The sequence below is a fragment of the Streptomyces pseudovenezuelae genome, from assembly GCF_029892565.1.
Classification (GTDB): Bacteria; Actinomycetota; Actinomycetes; order Streptomycetales; family Streptomycetaceae; genus Streptomyces; species Streptomyces pseudovenezuelae_A.
The window spans coordinates 1-19,508 of sequence record NZ_JARXVH010000043.1; the positions used below are offsets into that span (position 1 = coordinate 1).

Here is a 19,508-nt window from a genome sequence, read left to right on the forward strand (position 1 = left end):
GCGGTCTGGGGTCTCATCGGAGGCGGCCGTCAGGGTGTCTATTCCGAGCATGGTCCCGGCGGTCTCCTCAACGTGGGCCACCGCCTACCACAGGACGGGCGGCGCCATCTTTCGCGCGGCTCCCTTTCGGCGCGGCGCCACCGGTAGTACGTGGAGGAAGCGATGTGCAGTTCCCGCAGTACGGGCTCGACCCCCAGGCACGGGTGCTCGTCGAGGAGCGCCGTCGCCCGGGCTGGGACGCGAAAAAAGCCGAGGCCGTCTGCAGCACGTCATTGACCCGCTTGAGCTGAGTGTTCTCCTTGCGCAGCGCCACGAGCTCGGCACGTTCGTCCGTGGTGAGCCGGTCGTCACGCTCGCCGGCGTCCGCCTCGGCCTGGCGGATCCAGCCGCGCAGGGCCTCGGGATGCACGCCGAGGTCGACGGCGAGCTTCTTGATCTGCGGCTTCGGATCCGTAGTGCGATACATCCGCACCGCACGCTCACGCGACTCCAGCGAGTGCTTTCTGGGGGGCCATGGTCGATGTTCCTCTCATGAGTCCTATCTGACCCTCTGTCACCATCCTCCGCATCTCGGGGAACCTCAGGGTGACGTCCCATGCGGGCCGGCCCAGCGCAGTGAGCGTTCGTTCCAGCAGGCCAATGTCGTTCTCGACCGTCACCGGGCTGAACCCGCGGGCCCGCCACAAGGCGACGAACGCCTCGACACACCGGCCTGGAACTCCCACGGATCGGCGGTCACCGACTTCAGCAGGACGGCACCGCCCTCGATCACCCGCAACTGGGATGTCACCGGCACACCTTTCTCGCACCTGACCGATCAAGGCAGCACCTGGAGAATCCGAGCGCCACCGTGAAGACCCACGAGGACCGCAGGAAATGGATACGGGCCGGTGGCAGCGACGATGCACGAAAAGGAACATGTGCCAGCTCCAGATGAATGGGGCCAGGTCTTCGGCGACGAGATCCTCGCCACCGCGATCCTCGACCGCCTCCTGAACCAATGCGACGTCGTCCCGATCAACGTCCCCAGCTACCGGCTGAAGAACCGCCTCCAGGCCATCGAACGCGAGACGGACGTGGCCTGACAGATGGGGACGAAGAAAGGTACGCGACTGGGGATCTAAGTCTGTACGCCGACACGTGAGGCAGCGCGGCTGCTTGCTGGGGGCCGCTGAGCCTCAGGCCTCCGACACGGTGATGGCGCTCACCGGGCAGGCGCGGACGGCCTCCCTCACCATCGGGGCTCCCCCGCCGTCCTCGTGGCCCGGCAGCAGCGTGCTCAAGCCGCCGTCGTCCTGGGTGAAGACGTCCGGGGCGACGAGGGCGCACTGACCAGCGCCGATACAAACGTCCCTGTTGATCTCGACACGGGTGTCGGTGTGCATGGCCTTGAGCCTCTCACCAGGTCACGGGGAGTTCCAGCATCCCCTGGATGGCGTAGCCGGGCCTGAAGGGGATCTCCTCGGGCGGGGCGGCCAGGCGCAGTCCGGGCAGCCGGTCGAAGAGCGTGTGCAGGGCGATCTCCAGCTCGGCGCGGGCCAGGTTCTGGGCGAGGCACTGATGGATGCCGAAGCCGAAGGCGAAGTGTTGACGGGTGGAGCGGTGCCAGTCGAGGGTGTCGGGGGCGGGGTAGAGGTCCTCCTCGCGGTTGATGACCGAGGGGGAGAAGAGCACGCCGTCATCGGTCCGTATGGTCGTCCCGCCGACTTCGATATCCTCCGTGGCCCTGCGCCCCAGTACATCCACGACGGACAGCAGGCGCAGCAGTTCGTCGACGGCGGCCGGGAACAGCCCCGGGTCGGCGCGCAACTCGGCCAGTCGTTCGGGGTGTTGGAGGAGGGTGTAGACGCCCAGCGAGATCATGTTGGCGGTCGACTCATGGCCGGCGATCAGCAGGACGGTCGCGAACTCGATGACCCCCTGGCGATCCAGCACGCCCTCGCGTAGCTGCTGCTGGACGAGTTCGTCCAGCACGCCGTCGCCGGGTTCGGACTGCTTCTGCTTGCGGTCGACCAACTCCGCGAAGTAGGCAGCGAGTTTACTCTGTGCGTCGCGGACGTCCGCGACGTCCGAGCTGAGCAGCAGGCGCTGGGACTGCACCTCGAAGAAGTGGCGGTCCTCGGACGGAACCCCGAGCAGTTCGCATATCACCATCGACGCGACGGGGAGCGCGAAGGCGCTCACCAGCTCGGCGGGCTGGCCCTTCTCGGTCATCGCGTCCAGCAGCCCGTCGACGATGCGCTGGATCCCCGGCCGCAGTTCGGTGGTGCGCCGGAGGGTGAAACTGGGCGCCAGCATGCGCCGCTGGGCATGATGCTCGGGATCGTCGACGCCCATCAGCGCGACCCTGAAGTTCCTCATCGCCGCCATACCCTCTGTGGTCGCCGGGAAGGCGGGATGAGTGCTGTCGCTCGACAGGCGGGGGTCGGCGAGCAACTGGCGGGCCAGGGCGTGTCCGGTCACCATCCAGACCGGACGGCCGTCGTAGAGGGTGACGCGGGTGAGCGGGCGGGTGGCACGCAGGGGCTCGTAGCCGGTGGGCGACTGGTAGGGACAACTCCGGTCCTGCGGGAAGGTCACAGGTTCCGTTTCAGTCATGGAAGACCTCCAAATAAAGAGTGCGCCGTGCAAATGTTATTTACGCGTAAATTTTTCGCCGGAGTGCACTGCCCGGGTGTACAGGGTCGGTGTGCTCATTCCACGATGGCGGACCGGGTGGTCCAGCGGAAGACGGCAACCTCTTCTCCGTCGATCGTGACGAATTCGCCTCGTGGACAAAATACTCGAATCCAGCACCGAAGCGGTGATTGATCTTCTCCGTCAGTGAGCTAGTGTGTCGTGATCCAGTTCGTGCCATCTGAAGCTCTTTGGATCGTTGGGCAGTGTGTGAACCTCTCTTCGGAACAGACTGTGGAATTGCGGGCGTTGATGGCGGACCGGCACGTGACGGCGGATGTGGCTCTGCGAGCCCGCATCGTGTTGTGGGCCGGGGAGGGCCGCCGCCGTAAGGACATCGCCGAGCTGGCCGGGGTGTCTGCCAGGACGGTGGACCGTACCAGGACCCGGTACACCGAGCACGGCCTGGCGGGGCTGGTGGAAAAGAAGCGCGGCGGCGGAAAAGACCAGGTGCCGCCGCAGACCCGTGGCCGGGTGATCGCACTGACCAGGATGACCCCGCCGCAGGAATCGGGCCTGTCGCACTGAGCATCTTCAGTGGTGCTTCACGAGGGTGATGCCACGTCAGGTGTTGACAACGTCTTCGAGCAGGGTGATTGCTGCGACGCTGGTCCAAGCCAGTACCCAAGAGGTCACTCGATCAGTGGCCATTCTGAAGAAGCTCACTGGTCGACGCGCACGCTGGCCGCCTAACTCAAACGCACCGAAGGCATCACGGTCTCCTTCCACTACGTCGCCCGCCTCTGGCGGGAGGAAAACCTCAAGCCGCATCGGTCGGGCACCTTCAAACTGTCGAAGGACCCGGCGTTCGCAGAAAAGGTCGCCGACATCGTCAGGCTGTACCTCGACCCGCCCGGGGGCGCTGTGGTGCTGTCGGTCGACGAGAAGACGCAGATCCAGGCGTTGGACCGCACCCAGCCGGTGTTGCCCGTGACCTTCGACGTCACCGAACAGCGCACCCACGACTATGTGCGCCACGGCACGACGAACCTGTTCGCCGCACTGAACACCGCCACCGGCGAGGTGGTGGGTGAATGCAAGCCGAACCGGAACGGCACGAACTTCCTGGCCTTCCTGAAGAAGGTCGTCAAACCCCATTCCGGTGAACAGGTCCATGTCGTGCTGGACAACCTGTCCACGCACACCACTCCGGAGGTGAAGGCATGGCTGGCGAAGAACCCTCACGTGCACTTCCACTTCACCCCCGTCGGCTCGTTCTGGTTGAACCAGATCGAAATCTGGTTCGGGATCATCACCCGGCAGTCGATCCGCCGCGGCACCTTCTCCAGCGTCCACATCCTGATCAAACAGATCCGCAACTACATCGACTCCTGGAACGCGAACGCGAAACCTTTCACCTGGACTGCGACCCCCGGCGAGATTCTCGCGAAGGTCCGAATCGTCCAAACCAGCGTGAGGAAACTCGTCAATAACAACGCGAACTGACACGAACTGGATCACGACACACTAGTGAACTGCGGCCTTTCTTCCTCCGGAAGATAGGCCGGGCCGCCGGACTAAAATATCTGGAACCTAGCCATCCCGAAGACCTCCGACATCTCGCGAATTCGAAGTGCATTTTTGCCTGGGTAGAATTTTCCAGCGGTCACTCGTCAGGAAACCCCCTGAAGCGCGTTGTAGAAGGCCGTGACGAGGGCGCTTCCCTGGTCCGGTCTGGGTTGTTGAGGGCTGAGTGGGTGCGAGTGGAGACGTTCACCGGACTGCGGGTCGCATAGCTCGTACGGCTACTCGCAGCCGTCCAGGGATATGGCGGTGAAGGACGCAAGTGGGGACGGTCGTGGCGGGGCTTCCGCTGGCTGTACGGCTGCTGCTGGTCGCCCGCTACCGGACGAACCTCACGATGCCGCGGCTCACCCCGCTGTTCGGTATCTCACCGACGACGGTATGCCGAGTCATCCAAGGCCGGGCCGAGGTTCTGGCCTGCTCGGGGTCGTCCACCTCGACGAAGATCGACGTCTCGTCCTCATGCGTCCCGGCAGGCCCAGGCAACGGGTAGCCGGATTGGTCCAGTTCGGCGCTGACTGACCCGCCGGTCGGCGAGATAAGGCGCGCCGACCGGCGCGCTGGGTGACCATTCGCGGGTGGCTGCCGTCCCGGATCTCCACCTGGCTCAGCGGCGCCTCGGTTTGTAGCTCGCCGAGTCGGGGTGGCGGATCGAACGAGCAGGCGTCCGCCCCGGGGCATCGGACCCTGCGGGCCAGTCTCGGTAGTCATCCGATTCCTTCCAGGGATCGCTGGCAGGGTGCCACCACCGTGGCGGCGGCTAGGAGTGCAATCAGATGAAAGCTGAACCATGGGCCCAAAGTTAGAGCCCTGCCAGCATCCCCGCATCCCTCACATCGGTAGTCGCCGAGGCGATCGCATCAAGCCCATGGCTCTCCCCCGAGGCTGCTGTGTCGTGTCAAGCCGCTTCAGGAAGCTCGTAGGCGTTTGGCTGGTTCCATCGTTCGAGGTTCTTGAAAATCTGTGGTCAACCCCGTTCTAGAGATCTTCAATGGCTGGGGTTACGGCGGTTGGAAGTCGAGGCCGGTCTTGGCGAGGAGGCCGTCGATGAGGCCGGGGCGGTACTGCATCCGTTTGAGCCGCGTCTTCACCAACGCACTGAGCTGGTCAAGGCTGTGTTTGGTGAGGTTGGCCAGCGATCTCTTCAGGTGCGACCACGCACCCTCACTGTGCTTGTCACAGTGCAGGGTGCGATGGACAACGGGGTATGGACGCGCCGATTATCAGCAGTGAGGGCCTGTTGCGGCTGGTCGAGTTGGTCGACCGCCTGAAGGCTCGTGACCTGGACGAAGGTGACGCGTCGTGGACGGCGACGGCGGGAGCGTGCTCCCCAGACGGAGGAGGGCCGGCCGGAAGCGACGCGGTGGGAGGTGCTGCCGGAGCTGAACCGTCGGGCGGCGGTGCAGTTTCTGAGCGTGCTGATGAGCCGGGTGCTGACGAGCCCGCCCGCCGCGGCAGCGGGCGGGGGTGACGGCGGTGCTGCTGCACGAGCGTGAGTTGGGCAAGGTGCAGGGCCGCCATCGTGACGGCCTGGCGGTCGTGTATGTGCGGCAGTCGTCCAGGCAGCAGGTTGTCGACCATGGCGAGTCGACGCGGCTGCAGTACGGCCTGGTGGAGCGTGCGGTGGCGCTTGGAGCGGATGGCGTCGGGCCGGCTGGCGAAGGCTGCGCGGGGCGAGCTGGCCGTGCCACTGCTGGCCGGCTACGTCCGCAGGCCCTCCGGCGAGGCGGCGTTCGACCCGGACGAGCAGGTGCAGAGTGTCATCCGGCTGGTCTTCCACCTCTTCGAACAGCTCGGGACGGTGCATGCGGTGCTGCGGTTTTTGACCGAGCACCAGGTGCAGATCGGGATGCGGGAACGCGCGGGAGTGGCCAAGGGCGAGGTCGTCTGGCGCCGTCCGCACCAGACCGGCATCTAGAACATGCTGCGCAATCCGGCCTATGCGGGGATCTACGCCTATGGGCGTTCCCGCATCGACCCGTCCCGCAGGCTTCCCGGCCATCCTCAGTCCGGCAAGGTTCGCATCGCGGCCGAGCAGTGGCTGGTGACGATTCCTGACCTGCTGCCCGCCTACATCACCGTCGCGCAGTACGAGCGCAACCTCGCCCGGATGCAGGCCAATCGGGCCCGGGCCGAGAGCCTGGGAGCCCCACGGGAAGGGCCCGCGCTGCTGACCGGCCTGGTGATGTGCGGGATCTGCCACCGCCGCATGGGCGTGAACTACGAGAGCACCAAGAGCGGGCTGGTGCACCGCTACGTCTGCCTGCGCCAGCACCTGACCTACGGGGTGGAGCGCTGCCAGCAGATGGCCGGGGCCTTCTTAGACGCCTACGTGGTCGAGCAGGTCCTTGCGGCGCTGGCCCCGGCCGCGCTCGAGCTGTCCGTGCGCGCTGCCGAGCAGGTCGAACAGCAGCGCCTGGAAGTGGACCGCATCTGGCGGCAGCGACTGGAGCGCACCGAGCTGGCCTGTGACCGGGCCCGGCGCCAGTATCAGCTTGCGGAACCCGAAAACCGTCTGGTGGTACGGCAGTTGGAGAAGGACTGGGAAGAGGCCCTCGCCGCTCACCAGCAACTCAGCGAGGACTACCAGCACTTCGTCCAGGCACGCCCGGTGCGTCTGAGCGCGGCCGACCTGGCCGCGATCCGTGTCCTCGCACGCGACATCCCCGCGCTCTGGCGGGCGCCGACCACCACCCGCACCGACCGCAAACGGCTCCTGCGCTGTGTGGTCGAACAGATCCAGGTCACCGCCCAGGGCAGCAGCGAGAAAGTACACGCCGTCCTGACCTGGGCCGGTGGCAGCCAGAGCACCTCAGACCTGCTGCGCCCGGTGGCCCGTCTGGACCACCTCTCCTACTACCCGCTCCTGGTGGAACGACTGCGCACCCTGGCGGATGCGGGACTGACCGCGAACGCCATCGCCGACCAACTCGCCGCCGAGGGCCTGCGCCCGCCGCACCGCAAGGAACGGTTCCACACCGGCGAGATACTGCAACTGCTCCAGCGTCACCAACTCCGCACCACCCGAACCCAGACACGGCCCGCAGACCAGGTCCTCCAGCACGGCGAATGGTGGCTCGCCACGCTCGCCGGCGAGATCGGAATGCCGGTGGCCACCCTGTTCGGATGGCTCCAACGCGGCTGGGTCGATGGGCGGCAGGACACCCGCCCGCCACACCGCTGGATCATCACAGCCGGCCCGGACGAAGTGGAACGGCTACGTGCACTGCACCGGCTACCCGCAGGCCACCACAACCGCCGCCGATGGACCGAGCTTCAACAAACTGACACCGCGGAAGGAACATGAACATCATGCCGACGCAATCCCACAGGACCTGCACTGAGAACACGACATCTCGACGGGGTTGAACTCGGGAGCGTAGGGCGGTAGTTGGTAGACGGTCAGCCATAATCGGGCGTCGACCAGATCCCGCATGGTGCGGCTGACGTGCGTGTTCAGATTGTCCCATACCAGCACGATCGGGCCGTCGAGCTGCTGGTGCGCGGCATCCAGCAGGCGGGCGAAGTCGGTCTCGGTGAAGCCCTTGCGACGCCCCTTGGCGGGACCACGGTCGAGGTGGATGCGATAGATCAGCCGGGACCGGTGGCCGGCTTTGGTGCAGATCAGCGCTGCCATCGAGACACGTTTGGTGCCCGCGGCGGTGACCCGCACCACCGTGGTGTGACCCCGGCGGCCCCAGGTGCGGCCCTTGGGCGGCCTCAGGCCCTGGCCAGCTTCGTCCTCGAAGCAGAGCCAGGCGCCCAAGTCCGCCGCCCTCTTATTATGACGGGCCACTGCTCGTCCTTCCAGGCGGCGATCTTCTCCTCGTCGCGCTCGGTGGCCTTGCGGGAGGGGACTTGCACGCTCCAGCCGATGCGGTGCAACAGCAGGTCCAGCCCGGCCAGGGTGTACTCGACCCCGAACCGGCGGCGCACGATCTCGGCAATCCGGGCCAGCGTCCAGCACTGGTCACGCCAGCCGGAAACGGCCGGGCCGGCGTCCAACACCTTTGTCAGCACACGGAGTTGTTCTGCATCGAGCTTGCAGCGGGCCCCGCCGGGTCCCTTGGAGGCAAGGGCCTGCCGCCCCCCTGAAGCCAACGCCCGCCGCCAGCGGTTCGCCGACATCCGGGTCAACCTAAACCGTCGGGCCACCTCCCGGTCACTGGCCCCGGCCTCGATTAGGTCAGCGGCTGCGAGCCGGACCTGCTCACGCCGAGCCCGTTCCTCGGCCGTCAATCCACCGCCACCGGGATACCTCATCCCTACGGCACAGCGCGGCCCACGACGGCCGTCATCGGTCGTGCTTCACCGCGTGGCGCAGGCCGTGAGCGTCTCTGCGGGGGATCCGGTACAGCACACAGCGGCGAAGAGGCCCCTCGGGCACGCTCGGATCCTCGAAGTCGTCGGCCGGATCCCAGGTCATGCCGATCCGGCGCATCACCGCCTGGGAACGAAGGTTGTGGACGGTCGTCGACGCCACCACTTCCGGCAGCCCGAGGGCCTCGAATCCGAAAGCCAGGCAGGCCAGGGCGGCTTCGGTGGCGTAACCGTGACCCCACGCCGAACGCATCAACCGCCAACCGATATCCACCCCCGCGAACGGCATGTCCTCGCCCACCTCGTCCAAGCCGACACGGCCGATGAACTCGCCAGTCTCCCGTGCTTCGAGCGCCCACCACCCAAAACCTCGCTCGTCGAACTCGGCCTGCATGAGTGCCAGCGCGGCATCGCTCTGCTCCCGCGTCAGCAGATCTCCCAGGTGTTCTCGGACTTCAGGATCGGCGTTCATAGCCGCCCACGGTCCGAGGTCGGACTCTCGCCACCGGCGGAGCAGAAGACGATCCGTTCGCAGCTCTGGCATGCCACCCAGCCAACCCGACCAAGACCAGGAAGTCGATCGATTAGGTCGAACCCTACGGTGCTGTCCATGCCAGACCCGCTGCGCAGATCCTCAAAAACGGCCCACACCACCCGGCGGGCCACCGTCCCGTCACGACCCGAAGTAACCCGCACCCTTAAAGATCTCTAGGCGCCCTGAGGGGGCCCAGTTGGGGCACGGGACCAGCCGGTTCGGCTCCTGGGCGGCTGGGGGCCTCGCTTGTCCCCGCAGAGCCGGGGGCAGGGCAGCTACAGCAGCGGTACGGCTCCGTCGGCGACGGTTCGGGCCAGGAGGACCGCGCCTCGTAGGGAGGAAAGGCCGCCCAGGCGCGCCGGAGCGACGGGTAAGGCGGGGCGGCCTGTGCGCGACAGATGTGTCAGGTGGGTGGCTACGCGGTCGACCAGGTTGTCGATGCCTGCCGTGAATCCGCCGCCGATCACAGCGAGGCTGGGGTGGAGCAGTTCGGTGACCCCCATGATGGCGGTGGCCAGGGCTTGGCAGGTGCCGTCGATCGCGGCCGTAGCCCATGGGCGGGCGGTACTGAGGGCTTCGCGCAGCTCTGCGTAGGTGACCGGCTCGCCGTGGAGCTCGCCGGCCCGGGCCAGGGTGGCCGGGCCCGAGGCGATCGCCTGGAGGCAGCCCTGTCGGCCGCAAACGCACACGGGGCCGCCCAATGCGACGACCAAATGGCCCAGTTCGAAGGAGCCCCGGCGCGGGCCGGGGCAGAGACGGCCGCCCAGGACCAGGCCGCCGCCGATGCCGGTACCGACGCCGACGTAGAGCAGGTTGGCGCAGTCGGCCGCCGCGGCCTCGGCGAGAGCGGCCACGTCGCCGTCGTCCGCCCAGGCGACGGCCGCCCCGGGCACGAGGGCGCGCAGCGCGGGGCCCAGAGCGAGGCCGGTCCAGGACGGCCGGCTGGGCCAGGAGGTGACCTGCTCGTCCGGGCCGACCGTGGCGGGGACGGCGACCCCGGCGGCCTGGAAATCGTCACCGGTACGGGCCGCTAGGGTGGCGACGCCGTCTGACAGCAGGGCCAGGTCTCGGTCCGGTCCGTCTTCGTGGTTCGGCCAGGCGAACGTGTGCTCCTCGGTGCGTCCGTCCGCCGACTCGGCGCGCAGGGCGACCTTTGTGCCCCCTATATCGATGCCTAGGTGCCAAGATGGCGGTGCGGCTGCCATTCCGGTTCAGTGGCCGGGCAGGGCCGGGCAGAGAGCGAGCAGGTCGGCGGGCCGTCGCAGAACGACGTCAGGGCCGGCGGCTAGCAGTTCGGCCCCGTCGTGGCAGCCCCACAGTGCGGCTGCGGCGGTGACGCCGGCGCCCTGAGCGCTGGCCAGGTCGGTGGGGGCGTCGCCGATCATGATGGCCCGGTCCGCGGGAACATCGAAGAGTTCGAGCACGCGTCTGACGATGTCGGGGGCGGGCTTGGGCCGGGGCACCTCGTCGGAGCCGATGACGTGGGCGAAGTGCTGGAGCAGGCCGAGGACGTCGAGCAGGGACCGGGCGCGCTCGCCTGCCTTGCCGGTGGCGATGGCTAGCCGGAGGCCGCGCTCGTTTAGCGTCCGCAGGACGTCGACAACACCGTCATACACCTTGACGCGGTCGGCGAGCCGGTAGCTCTCGCGGACGAAGGGCTCCTCCATCTCCAGCGGGAGGCCCATGACCCGCATGATGTCGGGGAAGTAGCGGCCCTGGTGGCGTTGGTACTCCTCGAAGGGTGCCTCGCCTATGCCGACGACCTCGGCGTAGGCGAGGGAGAAGGCCTCCCCCATCACCGCGAAGCTGTCGACGACGACCCCGTCGAGATCGAAGATGACAACCTGTCTGGGGACCGGGGGGTGCTGCTCGGTGATCATTGCCGCGTGGTGTTCCGGCTCTGTGGTCATGCGGTCCTCACCTCCTTGTGGGCGGTGGATTCGGGCGCGCGGTCCGCAGGTCGGGCGGCGCGTGCCGATGCGTAGAACCTTTCGACCAGCCGGACGGTGCCGCGGGCCTGAGCGACGGCCAGGCCACGCCGACCCGGGTCGGCCAGGAGCCCGGCGAGGCCGTCGAGCTGGCGCCCGTACTCGATGCCGATGGGCTCGGCGGGCAGCGGGATCCGCTGTGTGGTGCCTTCCCGGGTGAGGGTGAGCACCGGTTCGGGAGCCCGGTTGGGGCTGAAGCCGAAGGTGCAGTGCAGCCGTGCTGTTCCAGCGCTGCCCTCGATGGTGATGACGGAGGCGTCCAACGCCTCGTGCGAGGCCCAACTGGCCAGCAATGAGACCGAGATGCCGTCCTCGCGGACCAGGAAGCCGCGGGCGGTGTCCTCGACGTCGCCGGCCGAGGCGCCGGTGGGCTGGTCCTCGCGCCAGGCGGCGGACCAGGCACCGTTGTTGACGAAGTCGTCGGAGACTGAGCCGATCACCTGGGTGGTGGGGGCGGGGCCGAGGAGAGAGGTGAGGACGTCGAGCAGGTGCCAGCCGAGGTCGACGAGCACGCCTCCGCCGGCCTTGCTGCGTTGGGTGAACCAGCCGCCGGGCTGCGGCACTCCGCGCGCCCTGACCCAGGCCAGGCCGACATGCCGGATCCGGCCGAGTTCGGGCAGAAGCCCGGCGAGTTCCCGGACGTCGCCGCGGTGGGCGACGGCGCTGCCGGCGAGCAACATCCCGCCGTCTCGTTCGGCCTCGGCGAGGACGTCGGCCTCGGCGGTGGTCAGGCAGACCGGCTTTTCCAGGAAGACGGAGATCCCTCGTCGGAGCAGGGCCGCCGCCACCTCGGCGTGCAGATGGTTGGGCACCGCGACGACGGCGACGTCGACCGTACGAGGGTCGAGGGCGTCCACGGTGGCGTGGGCGGGCAGGCCGGTCGCCACAGCGGCCGCCCGGGAGCCCAAGTCGGGGTCGACGACGGCGACCACCTCGAAGTCCTCGTGCTCGCGCAGCAGCCTGAGCCATAGCTCGTGGCCCGCCCAGCCGAGCCCGACGACGGCGGCTCGGACCTTCACCGGGCGCCCACGGCGGCGGCGATGATCTCGGCCGTGGAGTGGAGGGCCTCCTCGGAGGCGAGCAGCACTCGGTGGTGCAACCAGATGCAGTCGGTGCTGATCGCCTCGGTGTGCGGGCAGCTTTCGGCGAGCTTCTCGACCGTGGTGTCGGGCGCGGCCGTCTCCCAGAACGCGTCGGTGCGGTAGATCGCCCGGAAGGCGGCGAAGGCGGGCAGCCCGGCGTCGACCAGCGTGTCAACGAGGGCGTTTCGGCCCTCCTCGGAGATGCCGGGGATCCGGAACATGGCCATGTAGTGGGAGTTCCGGTCGGCGCGCGGGTCGCCGCCCTGGGGCACGACTCCGTCGATCTCACCGAGCAGCCGGGACAGCAGTGTCCAGCGCTGATCGCGTAGCGCGATCTGGGCGTCGAGGCGGCTCAGCTGGGTGCGGAGCACGGACGCTGAGAACTCGTTGAGCCGCATGTTGGTGCCGGCGGTCTGGTGCAAGTAGCGGCGGTCGGTGCGCGGCCGGCCACAGCTGTGCCGCAGGAACGCAGCCTCGTACGTCTCCTCGTCGGGGAACAGCAGCGCACCGCCCTCGCCGGCGGTCATCAGCTTGCCGTTCTGGAAGCTGAACGAGGCGACCGTACCCAACTCACCGACCCGCTTGCCCTGCCAGCGGGCACCGTGTGCGTGGGCAGCGTCCTGCAGCAGGGCCACGCCGGTGTCGGCGGAGAGCTTGTCGAACGCGTCCATGTCAGCGATGAGCCCGGCCATGTGCACGGGCATGATCACCTTGGTGCGGGGGGTGACGGCGGCGGCCGCGGCAGCCACGTCGATGTTGTAGGTGTCGAGGTCGACGTCGACGGGGACGGCTACCGCGCCGAGCCGCTGAGCGGCCTGGGACGAGGAGATGAAGGTGAAGGCCGGCACGATGACCTCGGTGCCCGGGCCGACGCCCAGACACTGCAGCGCCAGCTCCAGGGCGTGGGTGCCGTTGGTGACGGCCAGGGCGTGCGGGGCGCCGTGGAAGTCCGCGAACTCGCTCTCGAACGAGTCCACCTCCGACCCGCCCATGCGCCACCACTGGCCCTGTTCCAGGGCCCGGATCAGGCTGGTGCGCTCGCTGTCGTCGTACTGCGGCCAGGAGGGGAACTCTGGTGCCGGTCGCGCGTTCATGTATCTCCACTTCGGACATTTCTCGGCCGCTGGCCGCGGGGTGACATAAAGCGGGCGGGGCACGTGGCCGACGGAAGGTTTCATCTCAGGGATCAGCCGCACGAAAGTGCGAATTTCACCGTAGGCACCGCTCTTACCGCCCGGCATCCCCTGGTCTGGTAGCCGTCCGTCCGGGTGTGGGGCGGCTGGACGTGGGAGTGTGGCGGGTGCGTGCGTCAGCCGGTCTTGGGTGCGCGCAGGCCGAAGAACTTGCAGTAGGACTCCACTTGACCGTTCAGCATGTGGATGCCGTGGTGGACGTGGTGGCCGAGGGAGGCGGCCTGCCGCAGCAGGGGCGTCTCGTGGGGTTTCATGATGATGTCGACCACCACCGCTCCGGGGGCGAGTGCTTCGGGCGGGAACGGCAGCGGGTCGCTGGATCGCAGCCCGAGCGGGGTCGCGTTGACCGCGAGGTCGCTGTCATGCAGGGGCAGTTCGGCGACGGCGTGGACCCGGTCTGGCCAGTACGCGGCGAGCCGGCTGACGAGCGCGTCCAGTTTGGGCTGGTCCGGGTCGGTCACGGCGATCCGTTCCGCGCCGGCCGTCAGCAGCGCCGACGCGATGGCGCTGCCCGCCCCGCCGGCCCCGGCGAGCGCGACCCGCCTGCCTCGTATCTCATGCCCGGCACGGGCGAGGCCAGCCACGAAGCCGGAACCGTCGAAGTTCTCAGCGAGCCAACTGCCGTCGGACTCGCGGCGCATCACGTTGGCCGTTCCGGCGATCTTGACGGTACGGCTGTGCCGGTCGGCGAGCTGGGCGGCGTCCGCCTTGTGTGGGACGGTGACGAAGATGCCGTCGAGGTTGCCGATCCGCTGCAGGCCGTGGATGACCCGTTCCAGGTCGTCAGGGTGGACCTCCACCGGCACCAGCACTGCGTCGATGCCCTGTTCGGCGAAAAGCGGGTTGAGCAGCCCGGGCGACTGGACCTGTGCGACCGGATCGCCGATGACGACGTACAGGCGGGTGGTGCCGCCGATCGGGGCCTGCGGCGGGGCATCGGTATCGGTCATCTCTGGCTCCGGGAACTGTGGAGGGCGGTCTGCCGGGCAGCGGGCCGGCTGACCGCAGTGAGCAACTCGGCGACAGTGAAGGCGAGTTCCATCGACTGTTCGGCATTCAGGCGAGGGTCGCAGGCGGTACGGTAGCGGGCCGAAAGGTCGTCCTCCCTGAGGCCGCGGGCCCCGCCCAGGCACTCGGTGACGTCCTCACCGGTCGCCTCCAAGTGGAGGCCGCCGGGGTGCGTACCGAGGGTGCGGTGGACTTCGAAGAAGCCGCTGATTTCCGCAACGATGTCGTCGAAGTGGCGAGTCTTGCGGCCATCCGCCGTCGTACGGGAGTTGCCGTGCATCGGGTCGCACTGCCATACCACCTGGTGGCCGGTGGCGGTGACCTTCTCCACGATCGGCGGCAGCACCTCGCGGACCAGCGCGTGGCCCATCCTGCTGATCAGCGTCAGCCGCCCGGGCGTGCCGTGGGGGTCGAGCCTGCGGACGTACTCGACTGCTTGTTCCGGGGTAGTGCTGGGGCCGATTTTCACCCCGACGGGGTTGGCGAGTAGTTCGGCGACGGCGAGGTGCGCGTCGCCGAGGCCTCGCGTGCGCTCGCCGATCCAGAGGAAGTGTGCGAGTGGGCTGGCGAGCAGTGGTTCCGGACCGGTGGTGAACCCAGCGGTGTGGAGCGGGGCGCATTCGTAGTCGAGCAAGAGCATCTCGTGGCCAACATAGATCTGTTCGCTCCTCGGGCTCGGATCCGGGCCGATCCTTTCGGCGGTGCGGGCGAAGCGGTCGCCGCCGGGGACGCCTTGGAGGTACGAGAGGATGCCGGTGCACGGGTCCGCCAGCTCCTGTGCGTACACCGTGCGGGCGAGCGCCATCACGCGAGCCGCGTGCCCGTGGGCACGCAGCATCCGCTCCGGGTCGGGACTGCGGGCGGCAAGGGTGCGTACGGCGGAGTTCACCATGTCACCCCGGTAGACCGGCAGACCGTCCGCGTCGACGGGCCGCGAGCGTGGCTTCGCGTACTGGCCGGCCATGCGGGCGAGGGGAACCACCGGTAGCCCGGCTGCGTGGGCCAGGAGCAGCGCCATGCGCTTCAGGAGTCCGAGGTTGGCCCGCAGGTGCGGTTCAGTGGCTTCGGAGAAGGTCTCCGCGCAGTCCCCGCTCTGCAGCAGGAACGCCTCGCCGCGGGCGACCGCCGAGAGCCGCTCGGAGAGCTGCGCCGTCTCGGACTCTGTCACGATCGGGGGTGAGGCGCGCAGCCGGGCCACCACCGTCCGGGCCCGGGCCGGGTCCGGCCACTCGGGCTGCTGAGCAGTGGGTCTGGCCAGCGCCGCGGCGAGTCGGTCCGCGAGCCGCTGTTCCCGCGCGGCCCTGACCCGGGCCTCGCCGGGAGCTGCCCCTGATGAGTGCGTCATGCCACCGGGGCTCCCGTTCCGTGGAGCTCGGCCGGGTCGACGAGCCGGCCGAGCGGTTGCCGTGGCATGCGCTCCAGGACGTCGGCGACGACGTGTTCGGGGACGTCGTGGACCAGCTCTGCCCCCCGGGGGCCGTCGAGGACGAACGCGAGGCCGTGCAGTGCCTTCTTGTCCCGGCGCATCAGGCAGATCAACTCGGCGGACGCCGTCTCCACGGGCAGCGCGGTGGGCAGGCCGTAGAACTCGACGACCTCTCGGTGCTCGGCCACCCGCCCGGGACCGATCCGGTCCAGGGCGCCGGCGAGCAGGCCCGCGAAGACCGTGCCGATCGCGACGGCCTCGCCATGCCGGAGCACGAAGCCGCCGGCCACCTCCAGGGCGTGGCCGAGGGTGTGACCGTAGTTGAGGACGTGCCGCAGACCGGTGTCCCGTTCGTCGGCCGAGACGATGGCGGCCTTGAGCGTCACACTGGCCGCGATCCGCTCCGCGAGGGCGAGCCCGCGCAGGTCACCGGCGCCGATGAAGTGACAGCGGGCGATCTCACCCAGGCCGTTGAGCATCTCGCGCCGGGGCAGGGTGGACAGGTAGTCGGTGTCGCACAGTACGGCGGCGGGCTGCCAGTAGGCGCCCACCAGGTTCTTGCCGGAGGGCAGGTTGACTGCCGTCTTGCCGCCGACGCTCGCGTCGACCTGTGCCAGCAGCGTGGTGGGCAGATGCACCACTGGCACGCCCCGGTGGTACAGGGCGGCGGCCAGGCCGACGACATCGGTGGTGGTTCCGCCCCCGCAGGAGACGACCGCGTCGTTGCGGGTGAGGCCAAAGCGTACGAACTCCGCGCACAGCGCCTCGACGGTCGCGAGGTTCTTGTCCGGCTCACCGTCCCGGGCGGGCAGCAGCAGGGTCTCCACCCCGGTGTCGGGCACCCATTCCGCAGGCCGGGCTGACACGACGGCGACCCGCCGGGCGCCGAGGCCATGGATCACTTCGGCCAGCGAGGAACGCACCCCCCGGCCGACCAGCACATCGTACGAACGCTCGCCGATGCTTACCGGTATCTGGTCGCTCACGCCGTCTCACTCTCGCCTCTGGAAGCCGGTAATACGGGAGCAGCCACCCGCCGGGGGATCCTCAGGCGGCGCTCCGCCCCCTGAACCCCGGGCACGACCGAGGCCGCTACTGCCCGGAGGTCAAGTTCAGGCCCGGGCACCACCACATGTCCCACGTGGCCGCGTTGCGCTCGATCCAGAAGTCGTCGCCAATCATCCGAATCAGGCACCGCTCCAGCCCTTGCGGGGGTGGGTGGCCCGCCCGGCATCGTTCGCCACCCCGCCACCAGATCGTCGCCGTAGAAGGCATGCATGAGCCAGGTATAGGTGTCGTAGCCCGTCTTGGAGGATTTCGCGTACTCGCGGTGTGTCGGGAATGGCCGCCCCACTTCAAGGTCCTGAGGATGTGTACGAGCCCTTACCGGGCAGGACCGAAAGGAAGTACTCCGAAGCAATACAGTCTGCATTGGCAGATCACTGATCCGACATTTTCAATGTCATCGCACATACCCAACCACAGGCGCGGACTCTCCCCAGTAAGTAGCCATAATCCCGATCAGCTCCTCTCGGTCACTTACGAGCCTCACCGTCTCCTCACCTCCTATAATGGACGTAAAGAGATTGGCCGTGAGTGTCACTTGCCCGTTTTCTATAGCACGTCGCCGCCTTCGCGGCACCAGATCAGCCGCGTCGGGCGGCAAGTCATCTCGCCACCCATTCCATTCCGAAATGGCACGATCTTTCACTTTCATTCTAAATGAATCACGCCACCCCCCTCCCTTTACCTTGTATTGAAGGACGCGCCACTCCTCCCGCGTAGCCAAGCGAAACTCTATGCCCTGCTGTTCCACAGCCCCCCCTTGATCGTCGATACACAATGGCTCCGTGATGGACACACCTCCATGCCCGACATCAACAAGCCAATCCGCATTGTCTATCCGAACACGCACGACCATGTGCTCAACTTCGGCACCCCAACGCCCGCCAGGGAAAAGCGTACTGCCGGAGTTTACATGAGCATCGAACCCCATCTCAACAAGGAGGCGATGGAAGAGGAAATTCAACTCGAAACAGACCCCGCCCCGTTCCATCACCGCATCGAATACGTGGGGCATGTCAAAATCCTCGTACGCCTGATTCAGGACATATCCGGTGTCGTAAGGGAGACTGGAGAGATGTCGCCACTGAAGCTCCCTCAGGGTGTGAAGGTTGGGAATGCCAGACCCTTCGTAACCTATGCGCTGCAAGTAAATTCCTTTGTCGAACACGCCAAACTCCACTTCATCCTGGAAGGAAATAACATCTGCATCAATCTGCCAAATTAGATAATTGGCAGAAGGTCGCTTGCGCCGACATTATGGCCACTCAACCGCATCTTTCTCATTGCAATTGAGACAGATGGCTTCGCCGAGCTATATATTCACTGAACGGCGATCCGCATAGCCAAAATTCCGCCATCCTTATCACTTGAGAGGCTAGCAGCATGCCGATCTTCGACGCCTCTTACTCATTCCTACTCATTCCGCGTGTCGGCACAACGTCCATTCCGGAACGCTAGATCATCGATGAGGAAACGTTCGCTACTTCAAAATCACCCTCCTCGTAGCACTTCTGGGCGCCGTGCCTTGCCGCGGGACGCCGTCGTTGGACAGCGAAGGAATCCGCGCGGCTTGCGTTTGTCGTTGTCGGTCTCGCCCTCGAAGATGCCGACTTCTTCCTTGCTGCGGAGGCGGTCTTGCAGTTCGACGGCAGGTCGATGGAGGTGGTTCTTCGGGTTCGGCGCCGGCGACGACGGCCTGGAGCAAGTCAGACATGGAGAAGCGCTTGCAAACGAGATCGAGTCGACAGTGAGCGGGGCCGTCGGCAGGGTTGCCAACGGAAGCGATGCGGCTGTGCCCCGGCGGGTTCAGCTGAACGTCCTCCGGAGGACCTCGTTAACCTGTTCCATGCGCCGGACGAGGTAGAAGTGGGCGCCCTCGAAGACCCGCAGTTCGAATGTCCCGGTCGTGTACTGCGCCCACGCCTCAGCCTCCCTGGGGGTCACTTTGGGGTCGTTGTCACCGGTCATTGCGACGATGGGCGAAGACAGCAGGGGGCCGGGCCGGTAACGGTACGTCTCCACAGCTTTGTAATCGCTGCGGACCGCGGACAGAGTCGACCGAAGCAGTTCGTCGTCATCCGGAATCTCGAGTTCGTTCCCGGCAAGCAGCTTCATGGCCTTGATGAGGGTGTCGTCATCGAGGAGGTGCATCGCCTCCTCCCGTTGATCAGCAGGGGCCCGGCGGCCGGACGCAAACACCCCGAGCAGTTGCACTCTCTCGTGTTCCAGCCTCCGGGCCACCTCGAAGGCGAGCGTGGCCCCCAGGCTGTGCCCGAACAGTCCGAGCGGGCGATCCGCCCATGGGAGCAGTTCGGCGGCGACCAGTTCGGACAGGAGGTCCATGTCGTCAACGCACGTCTCCCTGCGCCGGTCCTGCCGTCCCGGGTACTGGACGACGAGCACGTCCACTGACGGTGCGAGCATGCGCGAGGCGGGAAAGAAGAAGCTGGCCGAGCTCCCAGCGTGAGGGAAGAAGACCAGGCGGTTTCTGGCCTCCGGTGCCGGATGGAAACGCCGGATCCACGGACTGAACGGAGCTTTCGCAAGCATTCTCTGGCCTCTCTGCGAGGGGTCGTGGTGGTTGGTGTTGAAGACCAATCCGAGCTCGTTCTCATCCCGGATGAGGCGAAGGCGCTCCTGGCCGTCTTCGACGAACACGAAGGGGTTCGCGGCGAGCATGACTTGGCCCTT

At 67.3% G+C, this 19,508-nt stretch carries 18 protein-coding genes and 4 pseudogenes; 6 read left to right on the forward strand and 16 right to left on the reverse strand.

All coding sequences use genetic code 11. The features are described 5' to 3' along the window. Positions 1–67: 67 nt before the first annotated feature. Together M2283_RS50260 and M2283_RS50265 are read right to left on the reverse strand one after the other, a co-directional pair. A complete protein-coding gene (locus tag M2283_RS50260) occupies positions 68–493 on the reverse strand; it encodes a transposase (protein WP_280883365.1) in 426 nt (141 codons plus the stop codon). Between the two features lie 162 nt (positions 494–655). Further along, positions 656–790, reverse strand: a complete 135-nt coding sequence (locus tag M2283_RS50265) for a hypothetical protein (RefSeq protein ID WP_280883346.1) — start codon at positions 788–790, stop codon at positions 656–658. A 145-nt stretch (positions 791–935) separates the two neighbouring features. Here M2283_RS50265 and M2283_RS50270 point away from each other — a divergent pair. Beyond that, positions 936–1,085: pseudogene (locus M2283_RS50270) on the forward strand (ATP-binding protein); the annotation flags it as partial. 93 nt (positions 1,086–1,178) lie between these two features. On the opposite strand, the gene M2283_RS50275 reads toward M2283_RS50270, so the two are convergent. Both M2283_RS50275 and M2283_RS50280 read right to left on the reverse strand, forming a co-directional pair. Then, on the reverse strand, positions 1,179–1,385 hold the full coding sequence (locus M2283_RS50275) for a ferredoxin (RefSeq protein WP_280883348.1): 207 nt from the start codon (positions 1,383–1,385) through the stop codon (positions 1,179–1,181). A gap of 13 nt (positions 1,386–1,398) precedes the next feature. Next, positions 1,399–2,598 carry a cytochrome P450 gene (locus tag M2283_RS50280; RefSeq protein WP_280883349.1) on the reverse strand — a complete coding sequence of 400 codons (1,200 nt, stop codon included), beginning with the start codon at positions 2,596–2,598 and terminating at the stop codon, positions 1,399–1,401. 240 nt (positions 2,599–2,838) lie between these two features. Here M2283_RS50280 and M2283_RS50285 point away from each other — a divergent pair, with 240 nt between their 5' ends. The 3 genes and pseudogenes from M2283_RS50285 (at position 2,839) to M2283_RS52280 (ending at position 4,693) form a co-directional block, all read left to right on the forward strand. Then, positions 2,839–3,204 (forward strand): helix-turn-helix domain-containing protein, encoded by a 366-nt coding sequence (locus M2283_RS50285; protein WP_280883350.1) that lies wholly within the window; start codon positions 2,839–2,841, stop codon positions 3,202–3,204. 180 nt (positions 3,205–3,384) lie between these two features. Continuing rightward, positions 3,385–4,122, forward strand: a pseudogene (locus M2283_RS50290) (IS630 family transposase); the annotation flags it as partial. A 340-nt stretch (positions 4,123–4,462) separates the two neighbouring features. Beyond that, the gene (locus M2283_RS52280; protein ID WP_432423256.1) at positions 4,463–4,693 is read left to right on the forward strand and encodes a transposase family protein; all 231 of its coding nucleotides are present in this window, start codon (positions 4,463–4,465) and stop codon (positions 4,691–4,693) included. Between the two features lie 508 nt (positions 4,694–5,201). Here the strand turns inward: M2283_RS52280 and M2283_RS52285 are convergent. Then, positions 5,202–5,366, reverse strand: a pseudogene (locus M2283_RS52285) (IS630 family transposase); the annotation flags it as partial. A gap of 413 nt (positions 5,367–5,779) precedes the next feature. On the opposite strand from M2283_RS52285, the gene M2283_RS50300 reads away from it, so the two are divergent. Beyond that, a complete protein-coding gene (locus M2283_RS50300) occupies positions 5,780–6,118 on the forward strand; it encodes a hypothetical protein (RefSeq protein WP_280883351.1) in 339 nt (112 codons plus the stop codon). Between the two features lie 3 nt (positions 6,119–6,121). Then, positions 6,122–7,507 (forward strand): recombinase zinc beta ribbon domain-containing protein, encoded by a 1,386-nt coding sequence (locus M2283_RS50305; protein WP_280883352.1) that lies wholly within the window; start codon positions 6,122–6,124, stop codon positions 7,505–7,507. Between the two features lie 48 nt (positions 7,508–7,555). On the opposite strand, the pseudogene M2283_RS52290 reads toward M2283_RS50305, so the two are convergent. From M2283_RS52290 to M2283_RS50370, 11 genes and pseudogenes are all read right to left on the reverse strand, one after another. After that, positions 7,556–8,463: pseudogene (locus M2283_RS52290) on the reverse strand (IS630 family transposase); the annotation flags it as partial. Positions 8,464–8,494: 31 nt separating this feature from the next. Beyond that, positions 8,495–9,064, reverse strand: coding sequence for a GNAT family N-acetyltransferase (locus M2283_RS50325; protein ID WP_280883354.1), 570 nt, complete (start codon positions 9,062–9,064; stop codon positions 8,495–8,497). Between the two features lie 266 nt (positions 9,065–9,330). After that, positions 9,331–10,260 (reverse strand): ROK family protein, encoded by a 930-nt coding sequence (locus M2283_RS50330; RefSeq protein WP_280883355.1) that lies wholly within the window; start codon positions 10,258–10,260, stop codon positions 9,331–9,333. A 6-nt stretch (positions 10,261–10,266) separates the two neighbouring features. Further along, complete coding sequence (locus M2283_RS50335) at positions 10,267–10,965, reverse strand: HAD-IA family hydrolase (RefSeq protein WP_348538995.1); 699 nt, start codon at positions 10,963–10,965, stop codon at positions 10,267–10,269. Next, positions 10,962–12,062, reverse strand: coding sequence for a Gfo/Idh/MocA family protein (locus tag M2283_RS50340; protein ID WP_280883356.1), 1,101 nt, complete (start codon positions 12,060–12,062; stop codon positions 10,962–10,964). Before M2283_RS50340 ends, M2283_RS50335 begins: the two co-directional genes overlap by 4 nt. Continuing rightward, positions 12,059–13,219 (reverse strand): 3-amino-5-hydroxybenzoate synthase, encoded by a 1,161-nt coding sequence (gene rifK, locus M2283_RS50345; RefSeq protein WP_280883357.1) that lies wholly within the window; start codon positions 13,217–13,219, stop codon positions 12,059–12,061. Before rifK ends, M2283_RS50340 begins: the two co-directional genes overlap by 4 nt. 215 nt (positions 13,220–13,434) lie before the next feature. Next, positions 13,435–14,268 (reverse strand): shikimate dehydrogenase family protein, encoded by an 834-nt coding sequence (locus M2283_RS50350; protein ID WP_280883358.1) that lies wholly within the window; start codon positions 14,266–14,268, stop codon positions 13,435–13,437. After that, entirely contained in the window at positions 14,265–15,671 is a 1,407-nt protein-coding gene (locus tag M2283_RS50355) for a 3-deoxy-7-phosphoheptulonate synthase (RefSeq protein ID WP_280883359.1), read from the reverse strand. The genes M2283_RS50350 and M2283_RS50355 overlap by 4 nt, the downstream gene beginning before the upstream one ends. Further along, positions 15,668–16,738, reverse strand: coding sequence for a 3-dehydroquinate synthase family protein (locus M2283_RS50360; protein WP_280883360.1), 1,071 nt, complete (start codon positions 16,736–16,738; stop codon positions 15,668–15,670). Before M2283_RS50360 ends, M2283_RS50355 begins: the two co-directional genes overlap by 4 nt. Positions 16,739–17,214: 476 nt before the next feature. After that, complete coding sequence (locus M2283_RS52295) at positions 17,215–17,997, reverse strand: arylamine N-acetyltransferase family protein (protein ID WP_432423257.1); 783 nt, start codon at positions 17,995–17,997, stop codon at positions 17,215–17,217. A 626-nt stretch (positions 17,998–18,623) separates the two neighbouring features. Continuing rightward, positions 18,624–19,496, reverse strand: coding sequence for a thioesterase II family protein (locus M2283_RS50370; protein WP_280883362.1), 873 nt, complete (start codon positions 19,494–19,496; stop codon positions 18,624–18,626). Between the last annotated feature and the right edge of the window lie 12 nt (positions 19,497–19,508).

What these genes read in the sequence shown, in the direction of transcription:
- M2283_RS50275 (WP_280883348.1), bottom strand. Translation starts at nt 1,385, where the DNA reads ATGCACACCGACACCCGTGTCGAGATCAACAGGGACGTTTGTATCGGC.
- M2283_RS50280 (WP_280883349.1), bottom strand. Translation starts at nt 2,598, where the DNA reads ATGACTGAAACGGAACCTGTGACCTTCCCGCAGGACCGGAGTTGTCCC.
- M2283_RS50300 (WP_280883351.1), top strand. Translation starts at nt 5,780, where the DNA reads ATGGCGAGTCGACGCGGCTGCAGTACGGCCTGGTGGAGCGTGCGGTGG.
- M2283_RS50305 (WP_280883352.1), top strand. Translation starts at nt 6,122, where the DNA reads ATGCTGCGCAATCCGGCCTATGCGGGGATCTACGCCTATGGGCGTTCC.
- M2283_RS50325 (WP_280883354.1), bottom strand. Translation starts at nt 9,064, where the DNA reads ATGCCAGAGCTGCGAACGGATCGTCTTCTGCTCCGCCGGTGGCGAGAG.
- M2283_RS50330 (WP_280883355.1), bottom strand. Translation starts at nt 10,260, where the DNA reads ATGGCAGCCGCACCGCCATCTTGGCACCTAGGCATCGATATAGGGGGC.
- M2283_RS50335 (WP_348538995.1), bottom strand. Translation starts at nt 10,965, where the DNA reads ATGACCACAGAGCCGGAACACCACGCGGCAATGATCACCGAGCAGCAC.
- rifK (WP_280883357.1), bottom strand. Translation starts at nt 13,219, where the DNA reads ATGAACGCGCGACCGGCACCAGAGTTCCCCTCCTGGCCGCAGTACGAC.
- M2283_RS50350 (WP_280883358.1), bottom strand. Translation starts at nt 14,268, where the DNA reads ATGACCGATACCGATGCCCCGCCGCAGGCCCCGATCGGCGGCACCACC.
- M2283_RS50355 (WP_280883359.1), bottom strand. Translation starts at nt 15,671, where the DNA reads ATGACGCACTCATCAGGGGCAGCTCCCGGCGAGGCCCGGGTCAGGGCC.
- M2283_RS50370 (WP_280883362.1), bottom strand. Translation starts at nt 19,496, where the DNA reads ATGCTCGCCGCGAACCCCTTCGTGTTCGTCGAAGACGGCCAGGAGCGC.